This window comes from Pantoea sp. SO10, assembly GCF_005281435.1.
Lineage (GTDB): Bacteria > Pseudomonadota > Gammaproteobacteria > Enterobacterales > Enterobacteriaceae > Pantoea > Pantoea leporis.
Genome location: NZ_CP040095.1, coordinates 4144079 through 4159109, shown reverse-complemented (window position 1 = coordinate 4159109; position 15031 = coordinate 4144079). Strand labels below are relative to the sequence as shown.

12 protein-coding genes are annotated in these 15031 nt (G+C 55.7%); 6 read left to right on the top strand and 6 right to left on the bottom strand.

The features are described from left to right. Positions 1 to 396 precede the first annotated feature (396 nt). From typA to fabY, 5 genes are all read left to right on the top strand, one after another. Positions 397 to 2217, top strand: a complete 1821-nt coding sequence (typA, locus tag FCN45_RS19290) for a ribosome-dependent GTPase TypA (protein ID WP_008109794.1) — start codon at positions 397 to 399, stop codon at positions 2215 to 2217. A 184-nt stretch (positions 2218 to 2401) separates the two neighbouring features. After that, positions 2402 to 2998, top strand: a complete 597-nt coding sequence (gene yihX / locus FCN45_RS19285; RefSeq protein ID WP_101760718.1) for a glucose-1-phosphatase — start codon at positions 2402 to 2404, stop codon at positions 2996 to 2998. Then, positions 2999 to 3871, top strand: a complete 873-nt coding sequence (locus FCN45_RS19280) for a virulence factor BrkB family protein (protein WP_101760717.1) — start codon at positions 2999 to 3001, stop codon at positions 3869 to 3871. It begins immediately after the preceding gene. Beyond that, positions 3868 to 4305, top strand: a complete 438-nt coding sequence (gene dtd, locus FCN45_RS19275; protein WP_137386801.1) for a D-aminoacyl-tRNA deacylase — start codon at positions 3868 to 3870, stop codon at positions 4303 to 4305. Before FCN45_RS19280 ends, dtd begins: the two co-directional genes overlap by 4 nt. A gap of 59 nt (positions 4306 to 4364) precedes the next feature. Beyond that, complete coding sequence (gene fabY, locus FCN45_RS19270) at positions 4365 to 5312, top strand: fatty acid biosynthesis protein FabY (protein ID WP_101760715.1); 948 nt, start codon at positions 4365 to 4367, stop codon at positions 5310 to 5312. 55 nt (positions 5313 to 5367) lie between these two features. Here fabY and FCN45_RS19265 read toward each other — a convergent pair whose 3' ends face one another. From FCN45_RS19265 to FCN45_RS19255, 3 genes are all read right to left on the bottom strand, one after another. Continuing rightward, positions 5368 to 7047, bottom strand: coding sequence for an AsmA family protein (locus FCN45_RS19265; protein ID WP_137386800.1), 1680 nt, complete (start codon positions 7045 to 7047; stop codon positions 5368 to 5370). Between the two features lie 122 nt (positions 7048 to 7169). Next, the gene (locus FCN45_RS19260; protein WP_008109781.1) at positions 7170 to 8555 is read right to left on the bottom strand and encodes an NCS2 family protein; all 1386 of its coding nucleotides are present in this window, start codon (positions 8553 to 8555) and stop codon (positions 7170 to 7172) included. A gap of 92 nt (positions 8556 to 8647) precedes the next feature. After that, complete coding sequence (locus FCN45_RS19255) at positions 8648 to 9583, bottom strand: zinc-binding alcohol dehydrogenase family protein (RefSeq protein WP_137386799.1); 936 nt, start codon at positions 9581 to 9583, stop codon at positions 8648 to 8650. Between the two features lie 70 nt (positions 9584 to 9653). Between FCN45_RS19255 and FCN45_RS19250 the strand changes: the two genes are divergently transcribed. Continuing rightward, entirely contained in the window at positions 9654 to 10139 is a 486-nt protein-coding gene (locus FCN45_RS19250; RefSeq protein ID WP_137386798.1) for a MarR family winged helix-turn-helix transcriptional regulator, read from the top strand. Here FCN45_RS19250 and recG read toward each other — a convergent pair. The 3 genes from recG to spoT are packed head-to-tail and all read right to left on the bottom strand — an operon-like array spanning position 10136 to position 15021. Continuing rightward, complete coding sequence (gene recG / locus FCN45_RS19245) at positions 10136 to 12214, bottom strand: ATP-dependent DNA helicase RecG (protein WP_137386797.1); 2079 nt, start codon at positions 12212 to 12214, stop codon at positions 10136 to 10138. The genes FCN45_RS19250 and recG overlap by 4 nt on opposite strands. Further along, entirely contained in the window at positions 12211 to 12906 is a 696-nt protein-coding gene (gene trmH, locus FCN45_RS19240; protein WP_101760710.1) for a tRNA (guanosine(18)-2'-O)-methyltransferase TrmH, read from the bottom strand. Before trmH ends, recG begins: the two co-directional genes overlap by 4 nt. 3 nt (positions 12907 to 12909) lie before the next feature. Then, positions 12910 to 15021: a bifunctional GTP diphosphokinase/guanosine-3',5'-bis pyrophosphate 3'-pyrophosphohydrolase gene (gene spoT / locus FCN45_RS19235; RefSeq protein WP_137386796.1), complete on the bottom strand. Its 2112-nt coding sequence runs from the start codon at positions 15019 to 15021 to the stop codon at positions 12910 to 12912. Between the last annotated feature and the right edge of the window lie 10 nt (positions 15022 to 15031).

The window sequence follows — 15031 nt, the reverse complement described above, 5'->3', positions numbered from 1 at the left end:
ACTTCGTTGCCGGGAATGTGTCACGACTGCTGACCACTCCTAACCAAAGATCTCGGCAAGCTCTTTCAACCGTTTTATAACTGTCGTTTTCGCTTAAAATATATAAAGCGAATTCTGTGCCAACTTTATGACAATGGCGAAAATGGCGCTACAATGCGCCCTTTCGTGAGTCGAAGGCTGCACCAGGATGGATTGCATGCATCGTTATGGTGCGCCACAGGTGAAGTTGAGCACCAATTTGGTGCAAATTACTATCGCAGTGCAGATTAATGCACCGTAAACGGTGCTAAAAACCAGCGCTACAAGAAACTTTTGGCGAAATCTGTGATCATGTTCAGTCTTCCGCTTAATCCGTGTACAATACCGCGTTATTTCTATAATGCCTGAGGCAAAGCTGTGATCGAAAATTTGCGTAACATCGCCATCATCGCGCACGTTGACCATGGTAAGACCACCCTGGTTGACAAGCTGCTCCAACAGTCCGGTACTTTTGATGCTCGTACCGAAGCGACTGAGCGCGTAATGGACTCCAACGATTTGGAGAAAGAGCGTGGGATTACCATCCTCGCAAAAAACACCGCCATCAAATGGAATGACTACCGTATCAACATCGTTGATACCCCAGGACACGCCGACTTCGGTGGTGAAGTGGAGCGCGTCATGTCCATGGTGGATTCGGTGCTGCTGGTTGTAGATGCGATGGATGGCCCTATGCCGCAAACCCGCTTCGTAACCAAGAAAGCATTTGCTCATGGTTTGAAGCCGATTGTGGTTATCAACAAAGTTGACCGTCCGGGCGCGCGTCCTGATTGGGTTGTTGATCAGGTATTTGACCTGTTCGTTAACCTGGATGCGACTGACGAGCAGCTGGACTTCCCGATTATCTTCGCTTCGGCGCTGAACGGTATCGCGGGTCTGGAACATACCGACATGGCTGACGACATGACCCCGCTGTATCAGGCGATCGTTGACCACGTTTCTCCACCTCAGGTTGAAGTTGAAGCGCCACTGCAGATGCAGATCTCGCAGCTGGACTATAACAACTATCTGGGCGTGATCGGCATCGGCCGCATCAAGCGCGGTACCGTGAAGCCGAACCAGCAGGTCACTATCATTGATAGCGAAGGCAAAACCCGTAACGGTAAAGTCGGTAAAGTGCTGGGCCACTTGGGTCTGGAACGTATCGAAAGTACCCTGGCAGAAGCGGGCGACATCATCGCGATCACCGGTCTGGGCGAGCTGAACATCTCTGACACCATCTGCGACACGCAGAATGTGGAAGCGCTGCCAGCCCTGAGCGTTGATGAGCCAACCGTTACCATGTTCTTCAACGTGAACACCTCACCGTTCTGCGGTAAAGAAGGTAAGTTCGTGACCTCGCGCCAGATCCTGGAGCGTTTGAACAAAGAGCTGGTACACAACGTGGCACTGCGCGTTGAAGAAACCGAAGATTCGGATGCGTTCCGCGTTTCCGGTCGTGGTGAGCTGCACTTGTCGGTTCTGATCGAAAACATGCGTCGTGAAGGTTTCGAGCTGGCGGTATCCCGTCCGAAAGTTATCTTCCGCGAGCACGAAGGCCGTAAGCAGGAGCCATTCGAAAACGTGACCCTCGACATCGAAGAAACCCATCAGGGTTCTGTGATGCAAGCGATGGGTGAGCGTAAAGGCGATCTGAAAAACATGGATCCAGATGGTAAAGGCCGTGTACGCCTCGACTACATGATCCCAAGCCGTGGTCTGATCGGCTTCCGTAACGAATTCATGACCATGACTTCAGGTACTGGTCTGCTGTACTCCACCTTCAGCCACTACGACGATGTTCGTCCGGGCGAAGTGGGCCAGCGTCAGAACGGTGTGCTGATCTCGAACGGTCAGGGTAAAGCGGTAGCGTTCGCCCTGTTCGGTCTGCAGGACCGCGGCAAGCTGTTCCTCGGTCACGGTGCGGAAGTGTATGAAGGCCAGATCATCGGTATTCACAGCCGTTCTAACGACCTGACAGTAAACTGCCTGACCGGTAAGAAACTGACCAACATGCGTGCGTCAGGTACTGACGAAGCCACCACTCTGGTTCCACCGCAGAAAATGACGCTGGAACAGGCTATCGAGTTCATCGATGATGACGAACTGGTAGAAGTGACTCCGCTGTCAGTCCGTATTCGTAAACGTCATCTGACCGAGAACGATCGTAAACGTTCTTCTCGCGGCAGCAAAGAGTAAGCGAAACAGTCTGATATTGAGCCCCGCACCCGCGGGGCTTTTTTATGCCTGCAACCCGCTGCAACGCTCGCTTAATGAAGTTTGCCTCCGCTTCCAGATTACTGATTTCCCGCCCCTCGTCCCTGTTCAGCTCCCACTTTTGCCGCTAAAGTGAATGATCCAGGGAACGAAAAGGAGAGGCGTCATGCTGTACATCTTTGATTTAGGCAATGTGATTGTTGATATCGATTTCAATCGTGTGCTCGGCGTCTGGAGCGACTTAGGGCGCGTGCCGTTATCCACGCTACAAAGTCGTTTCCGCATGGATGAGGCTTTTGAGAAACACGAACGTGGCGAAATCAGCGATCCAGAATTCGCTGCGCGCATTTGCGACCAGCTGGACATCGCGTTGAGCTATCCGCAATTCACCGCTGGCTGGCAGGCGGTCTTTGTCGGCGTGCGTCCGGAAACGCTGGCGATCATGAACAAGCTGCGTGCCAATGGCGAGCGCGTGGTGATCCTGTCCAATACCAATCAGCTGCACTTCGAGTTCTGGCCAACCCAATATCCCGATGTTCAACAGGCGGCCGATCATCTGTATATGTCGCAGGATATCGGCATGCGTAAGCCGGAAGCGCGCATCTACAACTATGTGCTGCAGCACGAAGGTTATCAGGCCGATCAGGCGGTATTTTTCGATGATAATCAGGCCAATATCGACGCTGCGCGCGCACTCGGCATTGAAAGCGTGCTGGTGGTTGATGAGAAAACTGTGCCGGACTGGTTTGCGGGTCGTCTCTGAGTGCTGAACCATCGACATCTGCGCCACTCGGCGCATGCCTTTTATTTGTGGGTAAAACTGCTGTGGCGACGCGTTGACGATGACAACATGACGACGCAGGCGGGGAATCTCGCCTACGTCTCATTGCTGGCATTGGTGCCGCTGATTGCCGTGGTGTTCGCTCTGTTTGCTGCTTTTCCGATGTTCTCGGACATCAGCGTGCAGTTAAAGAACTTCATCTTTACCAACTTCATTCCGGCAACGGGCGACGTGATTCAGCGTTATCTTGACCAGTTTGTCGCCAACGTCAATAAGATGACGGCGGTCGGCATTGTGGGGTTGATCGTCACCGCGCTGCTGCTGATGCATTCGGTGGACAGCGCATTGAACGCCATCTGGCGCAGCGATAAACCGCGTCCAATGGTCTACTCCTTTGCTGTTTACTGGATGATCTTAACGCTGGGCCCGCTGCTGGCCGGCGCAAGTTTAGCGCTCAGCTCCTATCTGCTGTCGCTGCGCTGGGTGAACGTCACGGGCGTCACCAGCTTGATCGATCATCTGCTGCGCATATTCCCGCTGTGCCTCTCGATCCTCGCTTTCTGGCTGCTGTATAGCATTGTGCCGACGCGGCGCGTGCCGACGCGTGATGCACTGATCGGCGCCATCGTTGCCGGGTTGCTGTTCGAGCTGGGTAAAAAAGGCTTTGCACTCTATGTTACGATGTTCCCTTCGTATCAGTTAATTTACGGCGTTCTGGCGGTCATCCCCATTCTGTTCCTATGGGTCTATTGGTCGTGGTGTATTGTGTTGTTAGGCGCGGAAATCACCGTCACGCTGGATGACTATCGCCAGCTAAAACAGCAGGAACGCGAAAAAGAACGTGAGGAAACATGATTGCTTTGATTCAGCGCGTCAGCCGCGCCAGTGTCAGCGTTGACGACGCGACAGTGGGCGAAATTGGCGCCGGCTTGCTGGTGTTATTGGGTGTGGAAAAGGGCGACGATGAACAAAAAGCGCAGCGATTAACCGAGCGCGTGCTGGGCTACCGCATCTTTGCGGATGAGAACGACAAAATGAATCTCAATGTGCAGCAGGCAGATGGCAGCGTGCTGGTGGTGTCGCAATTCACCCTCGCCGCAGATACCAATAAAGGTATGCGCCCCTCTTTTTCTGGCGGCGCAGAACCGGCGGAAGCCGAGCGCCTCTATGAATACTTTAGCGATTGCTGCCGAGCACAGGGCGTGGCCACCGCAAACGGGCGCTTCGCCGCCAATATGCAGGTTTCGTTGGTAAACGATGGTCCGGTGACCTTCTGGTTACAGGTGTGAGGGTTTCAGCCGAGCGGCAAGGACTTAGCCACGCAAGCTTCGAACGAGAGAATCACTTTATGTACCATCTTCGCGTACCGCAAACGGCGGAAGAACTGGATATGTATTACCAGTTCCGCTGGGAAATGTTACGAAAGCCGCTGCGTCAGCCGCAGGGTTCTGAGCGTGATGCCTGGGATGCGCTGGCGCATCATCAAATGGTGGTGGATGAGCAAGGCAAACCGGTGGCAATCGGCCGTCTGTACATCAATGCCGAGAACGAAGCCGCGATTCGCTTCCTTGCCGTGCATCCTTCGGTGCAGGGGAAAGGTCTTGGCACGCTGGTGGCAATGACGCTGGAATCGGTCGCGCGTCAGGAAGGGGCAAAACGCGTCACCTGTAGCGCGCGTGAAGACGCCGTCGAATTCTTTGCCAAGCTCGGCTACGTCAATCAGGGCGAAATCACCGCGCCGCAAACCACGCCGGTGCGTCACTTCCTGATGATTAAACCGGTCGTGACGCTCGACGATATTCTGCATCGCGCCGACTGGTGCGGACAGCTGCAACAAGCCTGGTACGAGCACATTCCGCTGAGTGAGAAAATGGGCGTGCGCATTCTGCAATATACCGGGCAGAAATTCGTTACCACCATGCCCGAAGCGGGCAACCAGAATCCCCATCACACCCTATTTGCGGGCAGCTTGTTCTCGCTCGCCACGCTCACCGGTTGGGGGTTAATTTGGCTGCTGCTGCGCGAGCGCCATCTCGGTGGCACCATTATTCTGGCGGATGCGCATATTCGCTACAGCAAACCGATCAGCGGCCGTCCGGGCGCGATTGCCGATCTCGGCTCGCTCAGCGGCGATCTTGATCGTCTGGCGCGTGGCCGCAAAGCGCGCGTGCAGATGGAAGTGGAGCTGTTTGGGGATGATGAGCTGGGCGCGGTATTCGAAGGTGTGTATATCGTGCTGCCCGCCGATTCTGACGGAGCACTGGAAGAGGGCGGCTCCGGCGCCCGTATCGATTAGTCCTGCAATTTTTTTACCTAATGTAGCGGCGCAATTAATGCGCGCCGCTACAGAATTATTGCACTTGCCCGCCCCGCATCGTTTGCTGTACAGCTTGGGCATCGGTGGTTACCGACAACGTGCCATCCACGCTGGGGCGCAGCGGCGCGCTGGCGTTCAGCGAACCTTTCAGCTGCAGCTGTAAATTACTGTTACCGCTCAACTGCAGCGTTGGCCAACCCCAATTGCCCAGCACGTTTGCCGGCACAGCCTGGCCTTTCAGATTCAGCGTCAACGGACGTTGCGCGTCCTGCCCAACCGTTGCTGATCCTTCCAGTAAACCGCTGCCGTTAAAGGCGCTCAATTCCGTTACCTGAATCTGTTGATCGTTGGCATTCAGCGCAATGGACGGATGACGCAGATCGGTACGATTGAAGGTGGCTTCGGCCGCGTTGAAGCTGGCTTTGCCGGACCAGATTCCCCACTGATGTTGACGCGCCAGTAGCAGATTATTCGCGCTGCCATCCAGTGACGTCATCTGGAACGGGAACGCCGGATTGATATCAATAATCAGGTTACGGTTGGCAGTAGCGCGGGTTATTAGCACGCTATCCAGCCAGTCCGGTAAGGTTTGCTGCCAGCGTTCACGCCAGTTTTGCGGCAAAGTATATTCCAGCCCGGCGATCGCCAGTTCATCCAGCGTCAGACGTTTGTCGCTGCGCGTCCAGTTGCCGCTGGCGCGCACCACGCCATTCACCCAGCGCGAACTGAACTGCGTCAGCGCGATGCCCTGCGCCGAGAGATCGGCATTGACGATAGGATCGTTGAGCTCAAAGCCACCGTTAATAAAATTCCCGGCATTCATGGAGAGAGAACCGCCATCGCTTTCCCAATCATCGCCGCGCAGGGTGACATTTTTCAGGGTTAAATCGAGATCGGTCACCGCCCAGTCAGGTCCTTGCAGGCGCGCATCGGTCATATCCAGACGGTTGATGCTCACAGAAGGCACAGCGCGCAGCGGATTGAGGAAGTCGCTCAGGCTTTGATGGGTTTGCAAGCGGATATCGTTGAGGCGCAGTTGGTCAATCTTCCAGTTGCCCTGCGCATCGCGCTCGGCGTTGCCGGTCATCGAACCGCGCGCCAGATCGGCGCCGATATTGCTCAGCACCAGACGACGTTGCTTGATACTGCCCTGCAGCAGCACGTTGTTACCCGGTACGCCATCCAGCGTCAGGGTGCCAGCGCTGATCTGGAACTGCGCATCGCTGCCCAGCACGTCGTTAGGCAGCGGTTTCCACGGCAGAAGACCGCCATTCACGCGCTGAGCGGTCATCGGCAATGCGCTGTGCGGATTCTCAATACGCACATTATTCAGCTGCAGGCGATTGGCCTGAATCGGCAGCGTGGTATCGGGCGCTTGATTGGCGAGATTGATTTCACCGTCGCGCACTTCGATGCTGTTGAAGTGCAGTGGATCGCTGAACTGAACCAGCGCAAGGCCAAGATCAACGCGTTTCGCCACCAACACGGCGGGCTGACCATCATGACCAAAGCTGAAGTCATCGAGAATGATATGCGAAGGGGAGGAGAAGTCGTGCTCAATCTTGCTGAGAGAGAGATGCCAGGCGGTTTTATCGCTTACCCAGCGGCTAAACCAACCTGCGCCCCATTGTGTTTGTAGCAACACATACAGCACTACCAGCGCCAGCAGAATTAGCAGCAGTAAGGTAAGGAAAAACTTGCCTAAAAATTTCATCGCACTCATCCATCCCGATATTTATCCGGTGAGTGGTTGTTATGCCTGAATTACCGTTACAGCTCAACAGCCTGGATGTAAATGCGGATAAATATCAGGCAGGCCGAAGCCTGCCTGCAGGATTACTTTTCTTGCGGGAAGATCAGGTTCAGCACGATGGCGGTAATACCACCGGCCGCAATGCCAGATGAAAGCAGGGTTTTCAGCCAGTCCGGGGCAAATTGCAGAATCAGCGGCTGCTGAGAAACGCCCAAACCTACCGCCAGCGACAGCGCGATAATCATGATGGCACGACGATTCAGCGGTTCACGCGAAACGATGCGCACGCCAGATGCGGCGATGGTACCAAACATCACAATGGTGGCACCGCCCAGCACCGGTTCTGGAATATGCTGCACAAAACCACTCACGGCTGGGAACAGGCCAAGCACGATCAGCATCAGCGCCACGACAAAGCCCACATAGCGGCTGGCAACGCCGGTAAGCTGAATCACGCCGTTGTTCTGGCCAAAACAGGAATTCGGGAAGGTGTTGAACAGCGCTGAGACAAAGGAGTTAAGACCGTTGGCCAACACGCCGCCTTTCAGACGCTTCATATACAGCGGACCACTTACCGGCTGCTCGGAAACATCAGAAGTCGCGGTGATGTCGCCGATGGTTTCCAGCGAGGTCACCATAAACACCAACATCAGCGGGATCAGCAGATTCCAGTCAAAGCCCAGGCCGTAGTAGAGCGGCGATGGCACGGCAATCAGCGGTTGATCGGCTGGCGTGCTGGTGGCGGGCAGCATATCCAGCGCCCAGGCCAGCGCATAACCTACCGCCATCGCGATCACCAGCGAAGCCACGCGCAGATAAGCATTACGCTGACGATTAAGCAGGATAATCACCACCAATACCGAAGCTGCCAGCAACAAGTTTTTCGGAGCGCCAAACGTGTGATCGCTCATCGCCGCAAAGCCGCCGCCGATGGAGGTCAAACCGACCTGAATCAGCGACAGGCCAATAATCATCACCACAATGCCGGAAACCAGCGGCGTAATGATGCGGCGCGCCAGGTGCAACACGCGTGACAGCACCATTTCGGTACAAGACGCCACCATCAGCGTGCCAAACAGCGCCGCCATCATGGTCGGCACATCAACGCCACCATTTTTCAGCGCCATGCCGCCCATGATCAGCGGCGTCACGAAGTTAAAGCTGGTGCCCTGAATCGACAACAGGCCAGAGCCCACCGGTCCCCAGGTTTTGATTTGCAGAATGGATGCCACGCCCGAGGCAAACAGCGACATGCTGATGATGTGTTGCGTATCCTGTGCCGGTAAACCCAGCGCCTGGCAAATCAGCAGCGCAGGCGTAATCACCGCGACGAACATCGCCAGCAAATGCTGACAGGCAGCAAACAAGGTTTGCGGTAACGGTGGACGGTCTTCGAGGCGATAAATCAGTTCACTTTTCGGGCTTGCAGCGCTGGCAGGCTGGCGAGTTTCAGCGGTGTTGACGGACATGGTGGACGTTCTCAATTACAACAAAGGGGCGATTTTAAACGGTTGCGTTGTGAAAGCAATCGTTTGCAATGCCCCTTTTTACTTCCGTTGATCTAAAGCGTAAACACCGTACGGCAACGGCTGTCATCTTCCTGCCACGCCAGCGCGACGTCACTCAGCGGGCGCAGCTGGAAGGCGATCGAAAAATCGCTCTCGGCGGCGGCCGTCAGCATTTCGCCGATGCAGGCGATCAACTCTTTATCCGACACGCTGCCGAGGCCGCTGCCCATTAATGTCAGCCCGGACGAGCGCAGCAGTTTGCTGTGCAGGGTAATTTCCTGTCCGCTTAAGGAACCGATTTGCACAAAGCGTACCGTTTTCTCTCCGCCCGCTACGGCGGCGTGCATGATATCGAGTGCGCTCTGGCCCCACAGATAATCGAGTACCACATCAACACCTTCTTTCATCAACGCCGGTAACGCGTCCGGCAATTCATCCAGCGTGAAAGTGAGGTCGGCGCCCTGCGCGCGCAGTTGATCCAGCGCGGCGCGATTACGACCGGTGGCGATAATTTTTCCTGCACCCAGATGCTGTGCGATACGCACCGCTAAACCGCCCGAAGTGCCGGTTGCGCCATTGATCAATACGGTTTCACCGGCACGCAGCTGGGCGCGTCGGGTTAATGCCGCCCAGGATGACATGCCCGGATTCGCCAGCGCAGCGGCCAGCACCGGATCCAATTTCGGCGGCAACGAAACGATGCTGTCGGCGGGCACTAAGGTTCTCTCCGCCATGCTGCCCCAAGGTGCATTAAAGGCAAGGAAGTAAACCGGATCGCCATTACTCAGCGTACCGGTACCATCGATGCCGGTAATAAAGGGATAGTGCGCGGCCGCGCTGTAATGCGTTCCGGCGGCGCGTGCTTTTGCCAGCTGGCTGACGGCGGCGGCTTTCACTGTTACCACCACATGGCTTTCATCGGCCTGCGGTTCAGGAAAATCACCGTAAACGGGCAGTTCACCTGCCGCGGAAACTATCGCTGCTTTCATGCTTTCACCTTCAGTTAAGTAGAAACTATGTGTAATATGCACACATTAGGCTTGCATCAGGATAACGTCAATGAAAAGTGTGCAAAATACACATAATAGTGCTGCATTTGATGATCTGCACAATGCGCTGCTGATGATTGTAGGAATTTTCAATCGTCCACAACGTGATGAATTATTGATAAAAGAGTCAAATATTCAGCTCGATCGTGCGCTGTTTCCGCTACTGATTCAAATCGGTCGCTTCGGGCCAATTGGCGTGGTGGAGCTGGCGGAGCGGGCCGGACGCGATTACACCACCGTCAGTCGTCAGGTGGCGAAGCTGGAGGAGTTAGGGCTGGCGCAGCGCCAGAAAAATGCCAAAGACAAACGGGTGAATGAAGCGGTGATCACTGCGGCAGGTAAAGCGATGACTGACAAAATCGATGCGGCGCGCGCGCAAATTTATCAGAACCTGTTTGCCAGCTGGCCGGATGAAGAGCGCGCCGAGCTGGCGCGTCTGCTGCAGAAATTTGTCGGGGATTTTATTGCCATCGATAAAAGCAAGACGGCGGATTAAGCGTTACTGTAGCGCTCGGTTTCCGGCAGCCAGCGCTCAATCAGTGCCTGCGCCTGCTCTGGATAGTGCTGGTGGATATGACGCGCCACGCGCTGAACTTCGGGGATCATGCCCTGATCGCGCAGTAAATCCGCCACTTTAAACTCGGCGTTGCCGGTTTGACGTGTGCCAAGCATTTCACCCGGACCGCGAATCTCCAGATCGTGCTGGGCAATCACGAAGCCGTCGTTGCTATCGCGCAGCACCTGCAACCGCTTCTGCGCGGTTTTGCTGAGCGGCGCTTTGTACAACAACACGCAGTGTGAAGCGACAGCACCACGCCCAACGCGGCCGCGCAGCTGATGTAACTGAGCCAAACCGAGACGTTCCGGGTTTTCGATAATCATCAGGCTGGCATTCGGCACATCCACGCCCACTTCGATCACCGTGGTGGCGATCAGCAGCTGGATTTCATTGGCCTTAAACGCCGCCATCACCGCCTGCTTTTCGGCAGGCTTCATGCGGCCGTGTACCAGGCCAACCTGCAAATCGGGCAGCGCCACTTTCAGCTCTTCCCAGGTTGCTTCTGCCGCCTGCGCTTCCAGCACTTCCGACTCTTCAATCAGCGTACATACCCAATAAGCCTGACGTCCTTCGTGACAGGCGCTTTGCACGCGCGTGATGATCTCACTGCGGCGGCTATCGGGAATCGCCACCGTGGTCACCGGCGTACGACCTGGCGGTAATTCGTCGATGGTGGAGGTATCGAGATCGGCGTAAGCCGTCATCGCCAGCGTGCGCGGAATCGGCGTAGCGGTCATGATCAGCTGATGCGGATGGAAACCTTGTTCCTCGCCTTTTTCCCACAGCGCTAAGCGCTGGTGCACGCCAAAGCGATGCTGCTCATCAATGATCACCAGCGCCATGCCGTTGAATTTCACCTGTTCCTGGAACAGCGCGTGGGTGCCGACCACCATCGCGACCTGACCGCTGGCAATGGCTTCCTGCTGCGCTTCACGCGCTTTGCCTTTCTGCTTGCCCGCCAGCCAGCCCACTTCAATTCCCAGCGGTGCAAACCACTGGCGGAAGTTGTTGGCATGCTGCTCGGCCAGCAGCTCGGTCGGTGCCATCAGCGCTACCTGTTTGCCGTGTGCGATGACGTTCAGTGCCGCCAGTGCGGCTACCAGCGTTTTACCGGAGCCGACATCGCCCTGCACCAAACGCATCATCGGAAAATCGTTGGCCAAATCCTTTTCAATTTCTGCCACCACACGCTGTTGCGCACCGGTTGGCGAGAAGGGCAGCGCCGCCAGTAGCTGATCAACCAGCTCGTGGCGCGCCGTCATCGGCAATGCATGATGGCGCTGCGCACCGGCGCGTACTGCTAGCATGCTGAGGTTATGCGCCAGTAGTTCTTCCAGAATTAAGCGTTTCTGCGCCGGATGGCGGCCAGTCTCCAGCTCACTTAAACGCAGATCCGGCGGTGGACGATGCAGCGTGCGTAGTGCATCCGGCAGGCTAATCAGCCCGCCGCTCAGCTCGGACGGTAGCAGCTCGGCAATTGGGCAGCTCTCCAGCAACGTCAACGCCTGATCGGTGAGATTGCGCAGTGTCGCCTGGCGAATGCCTTCGGTAGTGGGATAAACCGGCGTCAGGGTTTCCTGCAGCTCAACGCCGCCTTGTTCGCCCTGCACGCGATACTCGGGATGAATGATTTCAGCACCGCGCTGACCGCGCTTAATCTCGCCGTAGGCGGTAACGCGACGGCCCGGCGCCAGGCTGTTTTTCATCCCGGCATTGAAATTGAAGAAACGCATGGTCAGCATGCCGCTGCCATCGCTGATGTGGCACACCAACATGCGGCGGCGACCGAATGTGATTTCGCTGCTCAGCACTTCACCTTCCACCGTGGCATAAACGCCGGGCAGCAGGTCATTGATTTTATACAGTTGGGTGCGATCTTCGTAACGCAGTGGCAGATGCAGCAGTAGATCCTGAATGGTGAACAGGCCAAGTTTGGCCAGCTTGCCCGCCTGACTGGCGCCGACGCCGGTCAGGGTACTGAGCGGGATGGCATCCAGCAGACGGCCTTTCATTTTCTACCTGTTGATTGCATGGTGGCCCACCACTCGGCGTCGGCTTCTACTTCGCCCTGACCATTAATGTGCGGATACGGCAGGCCTTTCTGCTTAGCGACGCGTGCCAGCACCGGATAACCGCCTTCGAATAGCAAACGCTGCTGCTCATCTTCATCCAGCAGGCTGTAGGTGCGCTGATACATACCGGCATTCTGTCGCTGACGTTGCGCTTCATACAAAATCAGCGCGGAAGCCACTGAAACATTGAGCGACTGCACCATGCCCACCATCGGCACAACGATGTCCTGATCGGCCAGCGCCAGCGCTTCAGCGGTAATACCGGTTTTTTCCTGACCCATCAGAATGCAGGTCGGTTTGGTGTAATCGATGTCGCGAAAATCTACCGCTTTGGCGGACAGATTGGTCGCCAGCACCTGCATGCCTTCATCCTTCAGATGACGTACTGCATCTGCAATATGCTGATGCGTTTTAACCTTCACCCAACTGTTGCTGCCGGCCGAAGCGGAAACCATGGTGCGCATACGCACGCTTGGCCAGACGGCGTGCACTTCATGAATGCCCACCGCATCGGCGGTACGGATCACTGCCGAGACGTTATGCGGTTTATGCACCTGTTCCATGCAAACGGTAAGATCGTGCTGGCGCAGGGCCAGCATCTCCTGAATTCGGGCAAAACGTTGAGCGTTCATGGGCTAGTTACGGTTGCGGTGAACTTTGATCACGTCCGGCATTACGCGAATTTTGCGCATAATATTCGCCAGATGGACGCGATCGTTCGCGGTGAGGCGGATAAAGGCGCTATACACGCGACCATCACGCTCTTCGGTATTCAGGCTCTGAATATTGGAACTGGCGGTGTTGATTGCCGCGGTCAGATTCGCCAGTGCGCCCTGATGATTGAACATGTCGACTTTAATCTCAGCGACAAATTCCTGGTCGGTCACTTTATCCCACTCTACCGGCATGAACTTTTCAGCTTCTTTTTGGTAGCCACGGATGTTTCGGCAGGATTCGTGATGCACCACCAAACCTTTGCCGGGACTAACGTGCGCCACAATCGGGTCACCAGGAATCGGACGGCAGCATTTGGCAAAGGTAATCAGTACGCCATCCGCGCCTTTGATCGGCAGCTTTTTGCGTTTGCTGTTGCTCTGCGGCTCTTCACTGCCTGACTGCAGCAAGTTTTTCGCCACCACCACGCTCATGGCGTTGCCCAAGCCGATTTCTGCCAGCAAATCATCGATGGCGGTCAGCTTCATGCGCTCGAGTTCGTGCTGAATGTTCTCAACCGGGATCTCTGCCAGCTTCTTGCTGCCGCCGAGCGCGTGGCTCAACAGACGACGACCTAGGTTGACGGAGTCTTCACGTTTGAGGTTTTTCAGCAGCTGACGGATTTTGGCGCGCGCTTTCGAGCTGACGACGAAATTGAGCCAGGCAGCGTTCGGGCGAGCACCCGGCGCGGTGATGATTTCAATGGTTTGACCGCTGGTCAGCGATTGTGACAGCGGGTAAGGCTGGCGATCGACGCGTGCGCCGACGCAGGCATGACCGATATCGGTATGCACCGCATAGGCGAAATCGACCGGCGTGGCGCCAGCCGGCAATTCGACGATGCGGCCTTCCGGCGTGAACACGTAGATCTCATCCGGGAAGAGATCGGATTTCACGCTTTCGATAAATTCAAATGAGCTACCGGCGCTTTGCTGCAGCTCCAGCAGGCTTTGTAGCCAGCGTTGAGCACGAATCTGCGCGGTGGTGCCGCTGACTTCGCCGCTCTCTTTATACGCCCAATGTGCTGCCACACCCATTTCTGCCATCTGATCCATATCTTCAGTACGGATCTGCACTTCAACCGGCACGCCGTGCGGGCCAATCATTGAGGTATGCAGTGATTGATAGCCGTTCGCCTTGGGAATGGCGATGTAATCTTTTACGCGTCCGGGACGCGGTTTGTACAAGCTGTGCATCTGTCCGAGCACGCGATAGCAGGTATCCAGATCTTTCACGATGACGCGGAAAGCGTAGATATCCATGATCGAGTGAAAACGCTGCTCTTTCAGGTGCATTTTGCGGTAGATCGAGTAGAGATGTTTTTCGCGTCCACTTACGCGGCAGGGAATACCTGCTTCCTGTAAGCGACCGTCGATTTCAGCAAGGATCTTCTGAATCATCTCTTTACGGTTACCGCGCGCCGCTTTCACCACCTCTTTAATCACGCGGAAACGGTTCGGGTAGAGCGCTTCAAAGCCGAGCTCTTCCAGTTCTGTTTTCAGGTGATGAATACCAAGGCGGTGCGCCAGAGGACTGTAAATCTCCAGCGTTTCCAGCGCGATACGGCGTTTTTTATCCGGACGTAACGCGCCGAGCGTGCGCATGTTGTGCGTGCGGTCAGCCAGTTTGATCAAGATGACGCGGATATCCTGCACCATCGCCATGATCATTTTGCGGAAGTTTTCAGCCTGCGCTTCTTTCTTGTCGCGGAACTTCAGCTTATCGAGCTTGGATACACCTTCCACCAGTTCGGCAACACTTTTACCAAACAGCTGTTCCATATCCTGGTAAGTGGCGGGCGTATCTTCGATCACGTCATGCAGCAGCGCCGCCATTAGCGTTTCATGGTCGAGTTTCATCTCGGCCAGAATGCAGGCAACAGCAACAGGATGGGTGATGTAAGGCTCGCCGCTGGAGCGTGTTTGACCCTCGTGGGCATCACGCGCGACTAGATAAGCTTGCTTGAGGCGCTTAATTTGCTCCTCAGGCAAGTATTTTTCAATCAGTTGATTGAGGCTTTCAAACAGATACAAGGGCGACCTG